Source organism: Kriegella aquimaris (assembly GCF_900103215.1).
GTDB classification, from domain to species: Bacteria; Bacteroidota; Bacteroidia; order Flavobacteriales; family Flavobacteriaceae; genus Kriegella; species Kriegella aquimaris.
Genome location: NZ_FNGV01000003.1, coordinates 434731 through 452090, shown reverse-complemented (window position 1 = coordinate 452090; position 17360 = coordinate 434731). Strand labels below are relative to the sequence as shown.

General features: G+C 39.6%; 17 protein-coding genes. 11 read left to right on the top strand and 6 right to left on the bottom strand.

What is annotated here, in order from left to right; genetic code table 11:
- Positions 1 to 594 (bottom strand): hypothetical protein, encoded by a 594-nt coding sequence (locus BLS33_RS09755; RefSeq protein WP_089887979.1) that lies wholly within the window; start codon positions 592 to 594, stop codon positions 1 to 3.
- Complete coding sequence (locus BLS33_RS09750; protein ID WP_089887976.1) at positions 591 to 1097, bottom strand: RNA polymerase sigma factor; 507 nt, start codon at positions 1095 to 1097, stop codon at positions 591 to 593. The genes BLS33_RS09755 and BLS33_RS09750 overlap by 4 nt, the downstream gene beginning before the upstream one ends.
- Positions 1098 to 1397: 300 nt before the next feature.
- Between BLS33_RS09750 and BLS33_RS09745 the strand changes: the two genes are divergently transcribed.
- The 6 genes from BLS33_RS09745 (at position 1398) to BLS33_RS09720 (ending at position 7171) form a co-directional block, all read left to right on the top strand.
- On the top strand, positions 1398 to 2489 hold the full coding sequence (locus tag BLS33_RS09745; protein ID WP_089887973.1) for a sensor histidine kinase: 1092 nt from the start codon (positions 1398 to 1400) through the stop codon (positions 2487 to 2489).
- Positions 2490 to 2494: 5 nt separating this feature from the next.
- Entirely contained in the window at positions 2495 to 3820 is a 1326-nt protein-coding gene (locus tag BLS33_RS09740) for a sigma-54-dependent transcriptional regulator (RefSeq protein WP_089887971.1), read from the top strand.
- Positions 3821 to 4024: 204 nt separating this feature from the next.
- Positions 4025 to 4432 (top strand): GreA/GreB family elongation factor, encoded by a 408-nt coding sequence (locus tag BLS33_RS09735; protein WP_089887968.1) that lies wholly within the window; start codon positions 4025 to 4027, stop codon positions 4430 to 4432.
- A gap of 469 nt (positions 4433 to 4901) precedes the next feature.
- A complete protein-coding gene (locus tag BLS33_RS09730) occupies positions 4902 to 6194 on the top strand; it encodes a Glu/Leu/Phe/Val family dehydrogenase (protein ID WP_089887965.1) in 1293 nt (430 codons plus the stop codon).
- Positions 6195 to 6362: 168 nt separating this feature from the next.
- A complete protein-coding gene (locus BLS33_RS09725) occupies positions 6363 to 6782 on the top strand; it encodes a GreA/GreB family elongation factor (RefSeq protein WP_089887963.1) in 420 nt (139 codons plus the stop codon).
- Positions 6779 to 7171 (top strand): hypothetical protein, encoded by a 393-nt coding sequence (locus BLS33_RS09720; RefSeq protein ID WP_143017599.1) that lies wholly within the window; start codon positions 6779 to 6781, stop codon positions 7169 to 7171. The genes BLS33_RS09725 and BLS33_RS09720 overlap by 4 nt, the downstream gene beginning before the upstream one ends.
- 150 nt (positions 7172 to 7321) lie before the next feature.
- On the opposite strand, the gene BLS33_RS09715 is transcribed toward BLS33_RS09720, so the two are convergent.
- Positions 7322 to 8893 (bottom strand): M81 family metallopeptidase, encoded by a 1572-nt coding sequence (locus tag BLS33_RS09715; RefSeq protein WP_089887958.1) that lies wholly within the window; start codon positions 8891 to 8893, stop codon positions 7322 to 7324.
- A 307-nt stretch (positions 8894 to 9200) separates the two neighbouring features.
- Between BLS33_RS09715 and nudK the strand changes: the two genes are divergently transcribed.
- A complete protein-coding gene (nudK, locus tag BLS33_RS09710) occupies positions 9201 to 9785 on the top strand; it encodes a GDP-mannose pyrophosphatase NudK (protein WP_218129547.1) in 585 nt (194 codons plus the stop codon).
- A gap of 159 nt (positions 9786 to 9944) precedes the next feature.
- Here the strand turns inward: nudK and BLS33_RS09705 are convergent, their stop codons facing one another.
- Complete coding sequence (locus BLS33_RS09705; protein WP_089887953.1) at positions 9945 to 11672, bottom strand: amidohydrolase; 1728 nt, start codon at positions 11670 to 11672, stop codon at positions 9945 to 9947.
- Positions 11673 to 11759: 87 nt separating this feature from the next.
- Positions 11760 to 13028: a D-alanyl-D-alanine carboxypeptidase/D-alanyl-D-alanine-endopeptidase gene (locus BLS33_RS09700; protein ID WP_089887951.1), complete on the bottom strand. Its 1269-nt coding sequence runs from the start codon at positions 13026 to 13028 to the stop codon at positions 11760 to 11762.
- Positions 13029 to 13177: 149 nt separating this feature from the next.
- Here BLS33_RS09700 and BLS33_RS09695 point away from each other — a divergent pair, with 149 nt between their 5' ends.
- The gene (locus tag BLS33_RS09695) at positions 13178 to 13375 is read left to right on the top strand and encodes a hypothetical protein (protein WP_089888192.1); all 198 of its coding nucleotides are present in this window, start codon (positions 13178 to 13180) and stop codon (positions 13373 to 13375) included.
- Positions 13376 to 13558: 183 nt separating this feature from the next.
- Here BLS33_RS09695 and BLS33_RS09690 read toward each other — a convergent pair whose 3' ends face one another.
- Positions 13559 to 14497, bottom strand: a complete 939-nt coding sequence (locus tag BLS33_RS09690; RefSeq protein ID WP_089887949.1) for a hydrogen peroxide-inducible genes activator — start codon at positions 14495 to 14497, stop codon at positions 13559 to 13561.
- A gap of 103 nt (positions 14498 to 14600) precedes the next feature.
- Here BLS33_RS09690 and BLS33_RS09685 point away from each other — a divergent pair, with 103 nt between their 5' ends.
- The 3 genes from BLS33_RS09685 to BLS33_RS09675 all read left to right on the top strand — a co-directional run bounded on the left by BLS33_RS09685 (position 14601) and on the right by BLS33_RS09675 (position 17345).
- A complete protein-coding gene (locus tag BLS33_RS09685) occupies positions 14601 to 15080 on the top strand; it encodes a Dps family protein (RefSeq protein ID WP_089887946.1) in 480 nt (159 codons plus the stop codon).
- Between the two features lie 169 nt (positions 15081 to 15249).
- Positions 15250 to 16143, top strand: coding sequence for an AAA family ATPase (locus BLS33_RS09680; protein ID WP_089887943.1), 894 nt, complete (start codon positions 15250 to 15252; stop codon positions 16141 to 16143).
- Positions 16144 to 16166: 23 nt separating this feature from the next.
- Positions 16167 to 17345 (top strand): vWA domain-containing protein, encoded by a 1179-nt coding sequence (locus BLS33_RS09675; protein ID WP_089887942.1) that lies wholly within the window; start codon positions 16167 to 16169, stop codon positions 17343 to 17345.
- The last annotated feature ends 15 nt before the right edge of the window (positions 17346 to 17360 follow it).

The window sequence follows — 17360 nt, the reverse complement described above, 5'->3', positions numbered from 1 at the left end:
TCATTCTTCCATAACTTTTATAAGTTCTTCGATCTTTTTCAACCGGGGAATATATTGGGTTTTTACTCTCCATTTTCCCCATATATACGTAAAAACTCCAGTACTAATTGTAACAACAAACATTATGGCGATCATCTTATTATTAAGTTTTCCTGCCAGTATGGGGCCAAAAAGAAACAGTATTACACTAAGAATAGTGGGTAGAATATACCAGTAAATTGCATTGTCACCCCACTTTTTAAGCATTACTAGATAGTTTCTAGATTCATATAGGTAATCCAAATAATTTTTCGTCAAGTTAGTAGGTTTCTTTCGCTTCCACTCCTTAAGTTTAATAAAGTACCAAATACCCCAAATAACAATTAGAATCGATGCAATTTTTGAGAGTACAAAAGGAACGAAGTAGATGTAAAAAAGAAACACAGGAATGGCGATTATCATCGCCACTTGCTCTATGAGTATACCGTGTTTCACTAACTTGTTAAAACGGCTTAAACTCGATTGCATTTCTAACATCAACCGCGATTTATCAAACTTTATCTGCTCCTCCATGGGGGAAGATTGCCAAATTTTAATCAGTTCGTCTTCCATCATGCTATTTGAATTATACAGTTCAACAATTTTTTCTTGATGCGTTTTACTTTTACTGCCACATTATTTTCCGATAGTCCCAAAATTTCGGAAATTTCTTTATAGCGAACCTCTTCCAAATAGAGCGTAATAACTGCCTTTTCGGCTTCATTCAATTTTTTGATACAGCTTTTGAGATGCGCTAATTTCTCTTGTTCTCCATAATCCTCTTTCGTAGGGATAAATTTGGCAATCGTAATACTGTCCATTTGAATAAACTGCTTTTGTTTTTTGTTTTCCTTTGAGCGAAAACGAAGACAAACATTCAGTGTTATTCTGAACATCCAGGTACCTATTGAAGATTTCGATTCAAAAGTTTGCATTGACCTCCATATTTGCACCAACACTTCTTGAAAAAGATCCTTGGTGTCATCGGCATCTTTGGCATAAACCGAACAGATTCGCAATAGTTTCTGTTGATTTTGCTCTAAGGCGTTTAAAAAGGTTTTTTCGAGTTCTTTGCTCATTGGTCTGGCTTGTTACTACTTATTTAGTTACGAGCATTTTAGAAATATGACAAGGTAGACGATAATTTTTTGGTTATTAGATATCCTGTTTTGAAGCAAACTGGGTGCTGCCACCAAATTTAGTTGCTGTACACTAAAGGGAGTGATTGAGAATAATCAAGCTGAAATTAAATTTTCACATAACCAAAATGATGATGGAATGTGCTTTGTACTTGAACAAAATAATTGGTAATTTTTCACGATAATTCTTTTATGGAAAATAATGTATTTGAGAATGTTTGATTACAACAAGAAGAACCAATGATAGCAGCGGAGGCAAAATTAAAGGAACGAATTAAAGAACTTACCTGTCTTTACGAAGTAACCTCAATTATCGTTAATTGTGATTACACTGAAATTCGGGTGGCTTTAGAGGCTATCGCCGCAAGTCTGCAAAAAGCTTGGCAGTATAGTAAAGACACCTGTATTTATATAGATACCGAAAACTATACGATTACTACCGAGAAAGAGAAAGTAAACCAAGTGTTCCTTGAGTCTAAAATAACTGTTTTTAATAAAGAGAAAGGAAAATTGAAGGTTGGGTATCCTTCGTCGAAGTATAATATCAAAGACTTTTTGGAGGAAGAACAACAGCTTCTTGACAATGTAGCTCTTGAAATCGGTAATCTTTTGGAAAGAAAGGAAATCAAGGAAAACGAGGTATTGATCAAAAGACAAGTAGAACAGTCAGACCGCTTACGGATTTTGGGTGAAATTACTGCCGGCATCGCCCATGAACTTAATACACCACTTGCCAATATATTAGGATTTACAGAACTTTTGAAAGATAGTATTCCCTCGGGAAGTCAGGCGTCAAAAGACCTTGAAAAAATCATCAACAGCGCTATTTACTCTCGGGAAGTAGTGAAAAAGTTGATGTTCTTTGCCTGCGAAATGCCACAACAAAAAAGTTTGGTCAATATAATTCCGGTAACCGAAGATGCTATTGCCTTGCTTAATGCCCTTCTTAAGACAAATAAGGTAAAATGTAAGTTTAAGTCAGGTGAAGAAAATGTACTGCTCAAAATTGACAAAATTCAATTGACCCAAGTGCTGTTCAATTTGATTATCAACGCTATATATTTTTCTCCCGAAGGTAGTACGATTACTATCGAAATCATCGATAAGCCCAATCAAGTACTTGTTCAAATTACGGATGAAGGAACTGGAATACCTGAAGCTATTGAAGATAAAATTTTTGAACCATTTTTCACGACTAAACCCTTTGGCGAGGGTTCAGGATTAGGGTTGAGTGTGGTACACGGCATAGTGAAAAGCCATCAAGGAAGCATAATCCATCGGCCAAATAATCCACAAGGCACTATATTTACCATTACATTTCCTAAATTATAGAACATATGGCTTTGCATAAAGAAAATATATTGATTGTAGACGATGATGTTCATATTCTAGAATTGTTACAACGCCACTTGCGGTCACTAGAGTATCACACCTACAAGGCTATTTCTGTAAAACAGGCTTTATATATTTTGAAGGATACCGCTATTGATTTATTGATTACCGATATTCAAATGCCTGAAGTTGATGGGCTGCAATTGTTAAAGTACACGGCCGAGCATTACCCCCATATTCCTAAATTAGTGATTACGGGCTATCCTTCGATTGACGGAGCTTTAAATGTAATAAAGTCGGGCGCCATTGATTATTTGACCAAACCTTTTACCAAGGAAGAATTAAAGCAAGCGGTTTCAAAATCTTTTGAAAGTAGGCAGAATAGAAAGCCTGAATCGAATAGTAATGTAGCACCGAAAAACCCGCTTTATGCCGATATGATCGGCCAATCGAAAGCATTCGGCAAGGTTACAGACATCATAGAGCGCGTAAAAGACAATAGGGCAACGGTCTTAATCGAAGGGGAGAGTGGTACGGGAAAAGAGTTGGTCGCTCGGGCCATTCATTATTCGGGCAAGTATGCGCGAGCGCCTTTTGTCGCCGTTAATTGTGGAGCTATACCCGAAGGGTTGCTCGAGGCCGAACTTTTCGGTTACACTAAAGGAGCATTTACTGGAGCCCACGAAAATAGAAACGGTTTCTTTCAGGCCGCGAACCATGGAACTCTTTTTTTAGACGAGATAGGTAGTGCTTCACTGGCAGTACAGACAAAACTGCTGCGTGCACTACAGGAGAAAAATATAACTAAAGTAGGGTCGCAAAAAGTAGAAAAATTAGATCTTAGAATTATCGCAGCAACAAATAACAATCTTTTAGAAAGTATTTCCGATAAAAAGTTTCGGGAAGACCTGTATTATCGTTTGACTGTTGTGCAGATAAACGTACCACCACTTAGAGAACGGAAGTCAGATATTCCCCTTTTGGTAGACCGGTTTACAAAAAAATATGGAGTCGAGTACAAGGATCGTATTGTAAAGGTCACACCAGAAGCAATAGAGGTGTTGCAACGTTACGATTGGCCGGGAAATATTCGAGAGTTGGAAAATGTGATTCAACGCGCCGTTATTATGTCCGACGGAAAGATTGATGTAAAAGACCTTCCTGAAAGCCTAAAATTTAAAATTGAATTTCCTGAGAATTCATTTGCACCCTTAAAGGAAATGGAAAAGGAATATATACAACGTGTACTCTCCGCGACGAATAATAACAAGACGAAGGCTGCCGAAATATTGCAAATAGACCGTAAGACACTTCGCGAAAAATTAAAGTAAGTTACTGGGGTAAAAATACCCGTTCGGGTAGAAACTCCTCACTTCCTTTATTTATTTATTTTAATTTATTCTTCATAGATAGCTGATATTGAATTAATTATGATTCTGTGTTTCTAATAGCAGTTTTTGGGCATGCTACTTGCCTTAGAATGATTGTGATGTAAAGTTAGTATTTTTTCAGCCTTGCATTTAAGGAATTATTTTATGAAATACGGCAGTTTGATATTTGAGAAAAAGGACTATGTAGAGACAAAAAGGTTGCTCTACTTTGGTAAATATTATGAAGATTATGCCCACAAACATTCCCTTGACAGATTAAAGGAAAATCTTGACATGGCGCTGGTTTGTGATGAAGTCGATATGCCCGATGATGTGGTGCGTCTCCATTCAAAGGTAGCTTTACTTTCGAATACTGGATGGAACAGAACTGTTGAATTGGTTACACCTTCGGAATATGGAATGGAAGGTGATCAAATTTCGGTTTTTTCTGCATTGGGGTCTTCAATCATTGGTCTTGCAAAAGGCGATGCCGTGCCCCATGGCTTTCCTTTGGGTATAGACTCTTTAAAGATAGTAGGTGTCGAGCAGGCTATATTTTCAAGTAACCCGTAATCCAAAAAAGAAGTTTAGTTAGTTTGGTTGTTTTATCCGCTCGGCCTTTCAGTCCAATGGTTTTTCGAAGCTATGAAACGTCGAGTGGATTTTAATAGAAATGCCAAGCTAAAACAAAACAGACCACTCCAAGACAAACGATAAAGCGATAAAGATTTACTTGAGATTATTGTGTAGTAAAGTACTGTCTAGGTCTTGAGTATAAACAATTAAAATCTATTTTTTTTGAAATTATGTTAAGGTTTAAAAAACAAAAGTCATGGAGAAACAAAATAGAAGCATATGTACCACATGCTACAATCAATCATTCTGTGTGCTTACTACAGATAAAAGTGATATAACATCTTGTAGCGAATATGAAAACAACGTCGACTTCAAATTTGAATCAAAGAGACGTTTTGATAAACTAAAAAAAGTAGGAAGACGTAATCCGTACAAAACGGGGAAACAATTCGCCTAATATAGAGCTATGATAACAAAAACATTGAAAAAGCGCCTTAAACGCAAGCAAGGGATGTTGGATAATGTTATGCGCCAGTTCGATAACGCCGCAGAGATTATTGATTTAAACCCTAATATTCGAAAGATTCTGGAAGTCACGAACAATGAACTTGTAGTGCATTTTCCCGTTCGTATGGATAATGGTGAAGTCGAAGTTTTTAAAGGATATAGGGTACAACATAATAATGCCTTGGGTCCCTACAAAGGAGGATTACGCTATCACCCTACCGTCGATATCGACGCGGCCAAAGCCTTGGCCATGTGGATGACTTGGAAAACATCATTGGCCGGTTTGCCTTATGGCGGTGCTAAAGGTGGCATTCAATTAGATCCCTTTAAATATTCCCAAGCCGAATTAGAACGTATTACACGAAGGTTTACGTATGCCTTAGGTGACAATATCGGTCCTGAACTCGATATTCCGGCTCCTGATGTGAATACCAATGCGCAGACGATGGCTTGGATATTGGATACGTTCATGTCTACAAAAGCACCTGCTGAACGTTCTAAAAACATGCATGTAGTCACGGGGAAACCCATAGGGGCTGGCGGTTCGTATGGGAGAGACAGGGCCACGGGTTATGGGGTGTTTCTGAGCATAAAGTTTTGGGCCGAGCATAAAAAGGTGTACTTAAAAGATAAGAAATTCATCGTTCAAGGTTTCGGTAACGTAGGTTATTGGGCCGCCCATTTTTTGGAAAAAGCTGGGGCATCACTGGTAGCGGTACAAGATGCTTACGGTAGTATCGCGAATGACAATGGAATAGGGGTAGAGGCGCTTTTTGAATATGTACAAGGTAATAAAAATGGCATTGTCGGATTTGCGGATACCATGCCTATTGACAATTCCGAATTCTTTGCGTTAGATTGTGATATCTGTATTCCTGCTGCATTGGGCAATCAGATTACTGCCGAAAATGCACCAAAGGTAAAGGCGTATTTAATTGCGGAAGGAGCCAATGGGCCTACAGATGTCGAAGCCGAAAAAGTACTATTGGAGAACGGGGTTGAAATTATTCCTGACATTCTCTGTAATTCCGGAGGGGTCATTGGTAGTTATTTTGAATGGTTGCAAAACAGAAACGGGGAAATTTGGCAGTTAGAGGAAGTGATGGAGAAGCTCGAAAAGAAGTTGCGCACATCTTTCGATAAGGTCAGGGAAATTTCAAATGAGCGAAAAGTAGATATGCGAACGGCCGCTTTCATAATCGCAATTGAGCGCTTAGAGCAAGCCTACAAGCAAAGGGGAATTTTTCCATAGAATTTATAGGAACAATAAAAAATGCTTCCAATTGTGGAGGCGATTTAAAAAGGCCGACGCTTCAAGGTATATTCCGATTGTAATTCACAATCGGAATATATCTTGAAGTGGACAAGGCTCGATATGAGATATCAAATAATTAATGGTTGAACATTGAAAACAAAAATTATGAAGCACGGTAGTTTAGTCATAGAAAAAAGAGAATATGTCGTACTAAAAAAACTGATGAATCTTTCAGGATATTATAAAGATGCGACGCTAGCAAAATCAGTAAGAAAATTGGTCGGGGAGCTTGAGTCTGCCAAGATATTGGATGAAAACGAAATGCCTGGCGATGTTATCCGCTTTAATTCGATAATAGAAATTGTTTCAGATAAGGGATGGGAGAAAAGTTTTCAACTGGTAATGCCCACAGAAAGTGATGTTCGAAACAATAAAATTTCAATATTGACTCCTATGGGAGCCGCTGTAATGGGATATGCCGAAGGTGATACTGTAACATGGGAGTTTCCTTTGGGAGAACAACAACTTACGATACAGCGCGTAGAGCAGCAGAACAAACATATAAATGTAAATATGGTTTTATGAGTAATTCAAAACTTTTTTACCACCACGAGTCCGACAGTCGTATTATGCTAAAAAAAGATAGTGCAGAACTTAACGATTGGGCCGATAACCTGGAATATATAAGTGAAGAGTTAGCGTATTTTTCAGAAATCGAAGACCGTATTTTGAACGATTCGAATATATACCTGCAGTTGCAGGAAATACGTCGGGAGAATACATTGATATCAGGAACGGTATACCGTTACGAAACTTCGATGCGGAATGCGGTTGAATGTGATAATATGGCCTGTGACTCATACTATCTTCATAATCACGAAAAACATCGAGAACTCTATAGAGACCACCTTAAGAAATATAGGGCTCTAAAAGCAAAGATGTTATCCAAGATTTTGCTATTGGCAAAACCTTAGATTTTATCTTTAAAATACTCGCCGGCTTGTAGCTATTTTTTCAATTGTGCTGTTAATAGACCGCTGGGCAATGCCTATGGGGTTGTACGATTTATTTCGTGGATGACAAAGAATTACATACTATATGGGGTGCTGTATTTCTGGGAATTGTTATTCTAAATCATCGGAAGCCTGAATCAATTGAGCACTCAAATCAGGTTTATCCATGCCTTTATCCAAAGGGTACATTGGTCTTTTTATTCGTTTATGACCTAAGCGTTCGAGGTCTTGATCAACCCCACCTGGGGTCAAGGCCATGACCCAATCACCCCTTATGTCATAAAGTTCTGGAACGAGATAACCAATTTTAACTACCACGACGTCCGCTGCCTTGGGGTTTAGATTAAGATCGGTAAAATCTTTAATATGGTGGTAAGGTTTGCGTTTTTTGGTAACAATAACATTGACACTTCCAATCTTTACGACCACTTCTACTTCAGCATCGCGGTCACCTTCATTAATTGCGGTAACAGTTCCGTTCAGCTGCAAGGGAGGGGCAAAACGGTCGTCGACTTCGGCCCCTGCCATGGCAGAAATTTTTCCGCCTACACCGACTTTTTGAGCTTCGGCCACCAGCAGGGGACCAGGGATTGAAGCGTAGATTAATGAAGGACCATCTTTCGATTTAAATTCTGGTCGAGCAAGTATTTCCTTCAGCGTCCAAGTTACATCGCCTGAACCACCCGCGGTAGGATTATCGCCCATGTCGCTGATCATAAAAGGTTGTTCTTTACTGTTTAGTGCCATTTGAATACTCTCATTCAAGGTCGCAACCGGGGCAACGAATTCGAACTCTTGGCGTACCTCCCAGAAGGCCTCGGCCAATTTTTCGGCTCCCGAAACAACTTTCTCCTTATCGTCACCGGTAACCATAACAACCGCATGGTTTCGGGGTTCATCGGCCCAAGCGTAACCGATCCATATGGCCGCATCGATAACACCTTTTTGGTCTGCTACCGAGGGAACTTTTGCGTATAGACTTTTTCCGGGTTCTATTCGGGTACTTGTTTTTTCACCCGGCAATAAGATGGGAACCGGTATCCAGGCTTTGTATTTCGGTTTCCCCATGTTGTTTTCCAAACGGTCCAATAAGTTGGTGATGGCTCGTTCTTTTGATTCCAAAGCATCTTCATGCGGCGCCATACGGTAACAGGTTATCAAGTCGGTATGTTGTGCCAAACGTTCGGATACATTACCGTGCAGATCCATCGAGGTAGAAATTAGTACCTCTGTGCCAACGATTTCTCGAATACGTTTGATCAAGTCTCCTTCGGCATCTTCAAGTCCGACCACGCTCATGGCACCATGAATATCAAAAAAAAGTCCGTCGTATGGTCCGTTCGCCTTGAGCATTTTCAAAGTTTCTCCGACCATTGACTCATAGGCTTCTCGGGTAACGATACCACCTGGCAACGATTTGCCAAGCAAGGTAGGTATCCATTCCGCTCTTTTTCGAATATTGGAACCCTCGGCAAAAAAAGGATAGCGTCCAAAAATCGAATCCCCGATTCGGGCATGAAAGGCCTCTTCATGGGTTTGGGCGGGAGAAAAGGTACTCGACTCTATACCGAGGCCCGCTATGGCGATTCGCGGAAGTGTTTTTTGAGTTTCAACATTCTTGCTATTTTGCTTACAACTTAAAAAAAGAAGTACTACCAAAAAACTATAAAACAATCTCTTCATATAGGAAATATTAGGTGTTTGAGAAAAACACGTTTTGTTCGCTTATGGCCTAAAATTAGGCAATTCAAGAACTAATGCACGATTTTAAAATCTGAAAAGGCAGTTTGAGATAAAAACTGCTGCCTGAATATAATTCGTGTAAAAAAGAGTGGTTAAAAATGGTAATATGGCAATACTATGAAATCAAAGATGCTCTCTACCTTGAGTTTTCAGCTGTTTTATTCCATAAACTTAATTATTATCACATCCCCCTGCCATTTTTCCCCCGTCGGAAATGGTTACTTTTGAATTTCAAAATATCGAAAATTTGAAAAACGGCAAGATTAAAAATATTAAAAAGCAATTATTGTCAGATAATTGGTATACCCTCAACAAGTTTACTTTTGATTACCAAAAGGAAGATGGCAGTTGGGAAACACAACAGCGAGAGGCTTATGACAGAGGCAATGGAGCAGCTATTCTTTTATATAACAAAAAGAAGGGTGCGGTTTTGTTGACCCGACAATTTCGTATGCCTACCTATGTCAATGGTAATGACGACGGTATGATGATTGAAGTATGTGCCGGACTGTTAGACGGTGACAACCCTGAAGATTGCATTAAAAAAGAGGTTGAGGAAGAGACAGGATATCTTATTAATGATGTTCAAAAGGTTTATGAATCCTACATGTCACCAGGTTCGGTGACCGAAATTTTACATCTGTTCATTGGTGCCTACGAAGACAGAATGAAAGTTGGCGAAGGAGGCGGAGCTGATGATGAGACCGAAAACATCGAGGTTTTGGAGTATTCCTTTGAAAAAGCCCTAAAGTTAATTGAAGCTGGCGATATTAAGGATGCCAAGACGATTATGTTATTGCAATATGCCGCAATAAATAAAATTTTAGATTAACGTCATTGTGATGATTCCGGCAGAGATGCAGGGCGATGCAATCTGTTGAACCTAGTGCGATGTTCAATGGATCGCTTGGTCGCTATCGTTTCTCGCAACCTCTTGTTCCAATCAGTATTGCCCATCAACTTGTGATACCTTCTGTTTTGTTATGGTAGCCTATTCACTCTTGGTGTACACTACTTGCCCATCAAAAATAGTCATCTCGATTTCGGTGTTTAGAAACTCCGCTTCCGGTACGGTCATCAAATCTTGGCTATAAATTGTCAAATCAGCAAGTTTTCCAGGGGTAATGGAACCTTTAATATCTTCTTCAAAAGCCCCATAGGCGGCATCTAAAGTGTAAGATTTTAAAGCCTGTTCCCTGGTCATTTTTTGTTCAGGTTCATAGCCTCCCTCAGGGGTGCCTTTTAAAGTTTTTCGACTTATACTGGCATACAGGCTTGCAATCGGGTTCAACGGTTCGACGGGTACATCTGTACCATTTACAATTGGTATTCCACTTTTCAATAGGGATTGCCACATATAGGCCCCTTCTTTGATTCGCTTTTCGCCCAACCGGTCAATGGCCCAAGGGCGGTCTGATGATAAGTGCACCGCTTGCATGGCAGGGATTACCCCTAGAGCTACAAAACGGGGAATATCAGCGGGATTTAAATGTTGGGCATGTTCGATTCGAAACCGATGATCAGTAGTCAACCCGGGCAGTTCGGAAAAAGCGGATTCGTAATTGTCGAGTACTTCTCGGTTGGCCCGATCGCCAATGGCGTGCGAGCAAACTTGAAAACCGTGTTTTAATCCATTAAGGGCAGTTTCTTTTACGATGTGCATAGGCAGGGTTTCGTGACCAAAGTGTCCGGGTCTGTCGGCATAGGGTTCTAAAAGCCATGCCCCTCGGGAGCCTAATGCCCCATCGCAACTTAATTTTATAGCGCGAATTGTTAATAAATGGTCCGGGTCAATTAACGGTCCTTTTTCATACCATTCGCCGAGTAGTTCTTTGTCCCCACCGCCCAACATCGCATACAATCGGACTTTCATTTTGTTTGCCCTCTTCATTTGGTCGTAGAGCGCAAGGGTCTCTCGACCAATACCTGCATCATGAAAGCCGGTAATACCATTTTGATGGCAAGCGGCGATTGCCAATTCAAATGCTTTGGCATTTTTTTCGGGAGTGCTCCGGGGAATATATTTTCCAATCAAACTTACAGCCTCCTCGGTAAAAATTCCTGTGGGCCTTCCCAACCCATCACGCATGACTTCGCCACCTTCGATTTCAAGCTTGTCGATACCATCTTTCGGCAAGATTTCAATGCCCGCGATTTCCATGGCCTTGGCATTGACAAAACCTGCATGGCCACTGGCATGGCTTAAGTATACGGGATTGTCAGGCGAAATCTCACTGAGACGATAATGCGTCTGAAAGCCATTTACCATGTCTTTGGGCATTTCTGTCCACTTACTTTGATGCCAACCTCTACCTATAATCCATTCGCCAGGTTCCGCGTTTTTGACGCTCTCCGCTACGGCATCGACAATTTCTTGATAGCTCGTGGTGTTCATAAGGTCTAGATTCAATTTATTGTACCCGAGTCCCATAAAATGCCCATGACCCTCAATAAGACCCGGAGTCATGGTTTTGCCCTTTAGATCGATTACTCGGGTTGCATCATCTTTATACGCCTCGGCTTCGGAAAGGCTACCGGCAAACAAAATTTTGTTGTCTTTTGTGGCGACTGCCTCAACAGTGGCTTGTGTTGAATCGACCGTGTAAATCGACCCTCCATAAATGAGTAGCGTAGCGGATTCTTTATTTGGGGTTGAACAAGCCGTTAGAAGAAGGAAGCTTATTACAAAATTCCAGAAAATTGATTTATTTAAACACATACGTATACTTTTTAATTACTGAATCTACAATCTTTGTGACATGGCTTGCTCGCGGCTATCGCTTCCCGAAATTCGGTCTTCCAATTATTAATACGTATCCCTTATTTCTTCAAAAATAGTCTGCATCCGTTGCTTTTCTTCGGAGGATGGATGTAAGAAGTGATTGTTCATAAAACTGAATATTAGTGTCTTGCCAGACTTTGTCAATAAATAACCACTGACACAATGATTGTTTCCAAGGCTTCCGGTCTTTGCATAAATATAAGGCTCCGGATTGCCGGGATACCAATTCTCCAAAGTTCCCGAAACCCCACCGGCCGGAAACAAAGCGAAGAGGCGTGCTCTCGAAACATCTTCGTATATTTTTGTAAGTACATGAACCAAAGATTTTGGGGAGAATAGGTTATATCGCGATAATCCAGAGCCATCGACCCATCTTGGCGGTTGCTGCAGGTCAGTTAAATAATTCGTTAGAACATAATTCCTACTTTTTTGACTGTCCAAGGTATCCGAGAGGGTAGAGGATGCAACCAATAACAACTGCTCTGCTAAAAAGTTATCACTTTCTTGCATCATTCTTTTATATACCGAATCTGTGCTTATACTGTACAATACTTTTCGCTCTCCTTCGGGCATTTTCTTCGCTAAAGTCAATTTGTTTTTGACGACTTTTTGTAGCAGCGATAGGGTTAATGTTGTATCTACTATAAAAGGAACTTCCAAGGTATCTTTCCGAGAACCATCAAAATAGAATAGATTTTCCGATTGCTCTCGATTGACCGAATAATTTATAGGTACTACTTGGGTTTTAAAATATTCGGGTCGTGCTACCAAATTTTCTTGATTAAAGAGTGTAAGTACGTTTCCGTATAATGGCAATGCGCTACGTTCCGCGGAATAGTACCAATCATAATCGTCCCATGACCACCCAGGCCCGAATTTTTCTTCCTGAAAATTAGTAAGATGAATGGAAATATTTGGGAACTGGTTTAAAAATTGGATTGCCGTGCTATCATTAAAATAGGGGTGTAAAAGGGTTGGGTCACCAGTGCCTTCGATATATAGGGTGTCGTTTTCATTTACATATTTTAAAGAAGGCATCTTTTCAGGAAGCAATTGCATGGCGGTATAAAGAGTAAAAATTTTAGTGTTGCTGGCAGGGGTGAAATATCGATCACTATTGTAATCGAACAAAGTGTCCTTTGTAAACGCATCTACGGCCAAGAAACCCGTAAATTGATTATTATAGAATTTAGAATTCAGTGTATCGGTTATTTTTTTGTTGATTTTCCTTTTTGTACTGGCACAACTTGATAAAATAAACAAAACCAGTAGGTTACATAAAAAAACTCTCATAGTGCTGTATTACATGATTCAATTATTACCTGAATTTCGTACAATTTAACACGAATTTATCTAATTTTTAACGTGCAGGTGGCAATATCATATACCTTTTGATGTTTAACTTTACTGTAATTAAACAACTAATAAAAACATTTTGGATTATGGCTGGAGCTATGCTTGAGTATACCAAAACCGTGCTTAAAAAGGTTAGTTTTGACACAAAGTTATTTTGTAAAGAGCTTAAAAAGGCAATATCACGGTTGTTGCCCGATGAAGTAGAAGAACTGAAACTCTGGTTACAACAATTTATAGACGATAAACCAGAATTACAACAAAGCCTTATATTATTAAAGGCATAAAAAAAAGAAGCCACTTGAATCAAGTGGCTTCTTTTTTTATTGTTAGCGTTTGGTTGGTTCTTCAATCACTTGGATTATTTGACCAGTGCTGGAACTTTTTTATTCCATATGTGAGAATTCGTAATCGACGATGAAGGCATCCAATAATTGACTTTCATATTCACAAAAGCAAGATGTAGTCGTTTATTTGCTGACCGGACTGATAATGTTGACATCTTGAAAGGCAATTGCGCCCCTCACAATTCCTGAAATGGTATCCTTCAAGGCATTGGTAATATGTATTTTAAGTTCCTTTTTATGATAAATAAGGCTTACTTCCCGAGCTGGACTAGGACTATTGAAATATCTCAGGTTCTGTTTTTTAGAGGCATCAAGGGCCATTGTATTTAAGTATGGTAACAAAGTCATTCCAAGGCCTTCATTGGCCAAATTGATCAGTGTTTCAAAACTTCCGCTTTGTAATTGAAACCGCTCTTCCGCATAGTTTTTAGGCGCATTGCACAAGTTTATGACGCCATCACGAAAACAGTGGCCATCTCTTAACAACAAGATATCGCTGATGTCGAGATCCTCCGGATTTAGCTTTTCAACCTTCGCCAAACGATGGTTGACCGGCACATAGCCTACAAAAGGCTCATAATACAACGGACGTTCCTTTATAAACTCAATGCCAAGAGGAGTGGCGGCAATTGCTGCATCTAAATGACCGTCTTGTATATTGCGAATCAAATTTTCAGTACTCTGTTCTTTGATTATCAGGTTGACTTTAGGATAGGCTTTTATAAAATTCTTCAAAAACATTGGAAGCAAGGTCGGCATGATGGTGGGTATGATACCCAAGGTAAAATCTCCCCCTATAAACCCTTTTTCTTGATCTACCACGTCTTTGATCCGTGCCGCCTCATTGACAATATGTTTCGCTTGAGCCACGATTTTTTTTCCTACTTCGGTAATCGATATGGGTTTTTTGCTCCGGTCGAAAATTAGTACGTCGAGCTCATCTTCAAGCTTCTGAACTTGCATACTTAACGTAGGCTGGGTAACAAAGCTTTTTTTAGCAGCTACCGTAAAGTTTTGATGTTCTGCAACGGCCAATACGTATTGTAGTTGGGTTATGGTCATACATGATAATTTTAGGCTATAAAAATATAAAAACTATCGATAAAGGTTATGGAGAAAACCGTCTTATATTTCTTAATTTTAAAGTGAATTTAAAGGAACAAAGATGAAACTAAATAGTATTGGCTTAAGTGCTGAAAAATCAGGAGAATTAAGTGAAGATTTGAACCAACTTTTGGCAAATTTTCAAATTTATTATCAAAATCTAAGAGGCATTCATTGGAATATAAAAGGGAAACGTTTTTTTGAACTACACCCGAAGTTCGAGGAACTCTATAATGGTGCAAATCTCAATGTAGATGAGATTGCTGAAAGAATTCTGACTTTAGGAGGTGTTCCACAGCATACTTTCAAAGATTATATTGAAAATTCAAAGGTTCCTGTTGGTAAAAATGTTACCAAAGATGAAGATGCCATTCGATTGATCGTTGATTCTTTAAAGGAACTGTTGGTCATTGAGCGTCGAATTCTTGATGCTTCCGATGAATCGGGAGATGAAGGGACCAATTCCATGATGAGTGATTTTATCACCGAACAAGAAAAAACGGTTTGGATGATGAAAGCTTGGTTGGCCGAGGAGATTTAATTGATTGCATTTTTAATGTGAGAGGCGCATCAGGGTAAGAACCCTGATGCGCTTTTTTATTTAGAAACTTTCGGGATAAAAAGTAGACCACCATATAGCAATTGACATTAAACTTGTGCTGATAATCGATTTTAGGTATCTTAATCAACAAATTGATTGATTATACTTTATGAAAGATATTGAGCTGGGGCAAATTCAAAAAATGCTACATCAACAGGGTTATATAGGTGACGGCTCCATCGCGATGTCGATTTTCCTCGCTATGAAACTAGAGAAACCATTACTTATCGAAGGTCCCGCAGGTGTTGGTAAGACCGAAGTAGCCAAAGTAATGGCCAAAGCGTTACACACCGATTTGATTCGCTTACAATGTTATGAGGGGCTTGACAGTACGCACGCACTCTATGAATGGAATTATCAACACCAATTACTGTATCTTAAGATGCAAGAAGAAAAAGGGCAGAACGCCAAAGCCCTTGAAGAGACCATCTTTTCAGAACGCTTTCTGTTAAAAAGACCAATTTTACAGGCCATAACCCATTCAAAAAAGCCCGTTTTGTTAATTGATGAAATTGACCGGTCCGATGAGGAGTTTGAGAGTTTTCTCTTGGAAGTACTCTCCGATTGGCAAGTCACTATCCCCGAAATCGGAACGATATCGGCAACCCATAAACCTCAAATTATATTGACCGGAAATCGAACCCGAGAACTATCGGAAGCACTTCGGCGAAGATGTTTGTACCTATGGATCGACTATCCAGATTTCGAAAAGGAATTGGCAATTGTAAAAACCAAGGTTCCGGAGGTAGACGCTAAATTGGGACAACAGATTTGCGTCTTTATGAAAGAGCTTCGACAATTAAAACTTGAAAAGACGCCAGGTATATCAGAGACTATAGATTGGGCCAGGGCCCTGGTCAGTATGCACTTGACACATTTAGACAAGCAAACGGTCGAAGACACCTTGGGGGTGGTATTAAAAGATTGGCAAGATATGCGGCATACTCGAGATGCGCTTTCCGAGCTATTAGAGAAAACAGGGGTGGTGTCTCGAATCGGGTAGTCCACAATCTTTAACTTTTTTTCATGCAAAATCTTATTGAACGACAAACAGAACTTTCAGGAAATATAGTTTTGCTATGCCGGTTCCTGAGAAAAAAAGGATTTCCTGTAAGTGTAATTGAAGAAGCCGATGCGCTTAGTGCCTTGTCTCTTTTGTCAGTTAGGCGAGAAAAGGAATTTAAAGAGGCCCTAAAGATCGTACTTTCTAAAAATCAATATCAATTTAAAAAATTCGATGGGTATTATCATGAATTTTGGGATCAACTCTCCAAAGCCGTAGATTCTAAAACTAAGGAAAATTTAGAACGAAAGAATAAGCGCAGTGAAGCGAAGCAACAAGAAATACGTTTTGATTCGCTGAAAAACTGGTTGAACCTCAAACCTTCCGAAGAAGAGAAGGCAGTTTCTTCCTATAGTGACTTTGAGGCTTTGACCAAAAAGAATTTTTCCGATTTAAATGAGGAAGAAATGCAGCTAATGATGCGATTGCTCGAAAAATTGGCACGTAGCGTTGCGCATCAAAAAAGTAGGTTGCGAAAAGTATCCAAAAAGAGGAACAAAATAGATTTAAAACGAACCATTCGTTTGAGTATGCGCAAAGGTGGTGATATTCAAAAACTGGTCTACAGTGAGAGAAAGGAGAAAAAACTGAAGTTGGTGCTGCTCTGTGATGTTAGTAAGTCTATGGATTTGTACAGTCGGTTTTTTGTACACCTGATTTATGCTTTCCAAAATGCTTATGATAAGATAGAGACATTCGTTTTCAGTACTGCGCTACACCGCGTAACCGCCATACTTGATAATTACGAATTCGACAAGGCTTTCGATATCATATCCGATAGGGTGCCCCATTGGTCGGGAGGCACTACAATAGGCAGTTGTTTGCAAGATTTCGTATCGGGGTATGAGCATAGCCTATTAGATAAAAAAACAATTGTATTCATTTTAAGTGACGGATGGGATACGGGAGAGCCCATAGTAATGAAAGATGCGATGAAGGCCATATACAAGACTTCGCGCAAAGTAATCTGGTTGAATCCCTTAGGGGGAAGCGCCAATTTTTCACCGGATGCCTTGGGCATGAAAACCGCATTACCTTATATCGATTTACTTGCATCGGCGCACAATTTGGAAAGCCTTAAACAAGCAATACTACTCTTGCCTAAAAAAAGAAGTTTAGTGAATCATACGTCCTATTTGTAATCAGGTTCGTAGTAC

Excerpts from the sequence above, each read along its gene's own strand:
- BLS33_RS09680 (WP_089887943.1), top strand. The coding sequence starts at position 15,250 with ATGAAAGATATTGAGCTGGGGCAAATTCAAAAAATGCTACATCAACAG.
- BLS33_RS09755 (WP_089887979.1), bottom strand. The coding sequence starts at position 594 with ATGATGGAAGACGAACTGATTAAAATTTGGCAATCTTCCCCCATGGAG.
- BLS33_RS09705 (WP_089887953.1), bottom strand. The coding sequence starts at position 11,672 with ATGTGTTTAAATAAATCAATTTTCTGGAATTTTGTAATAAGCTTCCTT.
- BLS33_RS09695 (WP_089888192.1), top strand. The coding sequence starts at position 13,178 with ATGGCTGGAGCTATGCTTGAGTATACCAAAACCGTGCTTAAAAAGGTT.
- BLS33_RS09735 (WP_089887968.1), top strand. The coding sequence starts at position 4,025 with ATGAAATACGGCAGTTTGATATTTGAGAAAAAGGACTATGTAGAGACA.
- BLS33_RS09700 (WP_089887951.1), bottom strand. The coding sequence starts at position 13,028 with ATGAGAGTTTTTTTATGTAACCTACTGGTTTTGTTTATTTTATCAAGT.
- BLS33_RS09745 (WP_089887973.1), top strand. The coding sequence starts at position 1,398 with ATGATAGCAGCGGAGGCAAAATTAAAGGAACGAATTAAAGAACTTACC.
- BLS33_RS09675 (WP_089887942.1), top strand. The coding sequence starts at position 16,167 with ATGCAAAATCTTATTGAACGACAAACAGAACTTTCAGGAAATATAGTT.
- BLS33_RS09725 (WP_089887963.1), top strand. The coding sequence starts at position 6,363 with ATGAAGCACGGTAGTTTAGTCATAGAAAAAAGAGAATATGTCGTACTA.
- BLS33_RS09720 (WP_143017599.1), top strand. The coding sequence starts at position 6,779 with ATGAGTAATTCAAAACTTTTTTACCACCACGAGTCCGACAGTCGTATT.
- BLS33_RS09740 (WP_089887971.1), top strand. The coding sequence starts at position 2,495 with ATGGCTTTGCATAAAGAAAATATATTGATTGTAGACGATGATGTTCAT.
- BLS33_RS09715 (WP_089887958.1), bottom strand. The coding sequence starts at position 8,893 with ATGAAGAGATTGTTTTATAGTTTTTTGGTAGTACTTCTTTTTTTAAGT.
- BLS33_RS09690 (WP_089887949.1), bottom strand. The coding sequence starts at position 14,497 with ATGACCATAACCCAACTACAATACGTATTGGCCGTTGCAGAACATCAA.
- BLS33_RS09750 (WP_089887976.1), bottom strand. The coding sequence starts at position 1,097 with ATGAGCAAAGAACTCGAAAAAACCTTTTTAAACGCCTTAGAGCAAAAT.
- BLS33_RS09730 (WP_089887965.1), top strand. The coding sequence starts at position 4,902 with ATGATAACAAAAACATTGAAAAAGCGCCTTAAACGCAAGCAAGGGATG.
- BLS33_RS09685 (WP_089887946.1), top strand. The coding sequence starts at position 14,601 with ATGAAACTAAATAGTATTGGCTTAAGTGCTGAAAAATCAGGAGAATTA.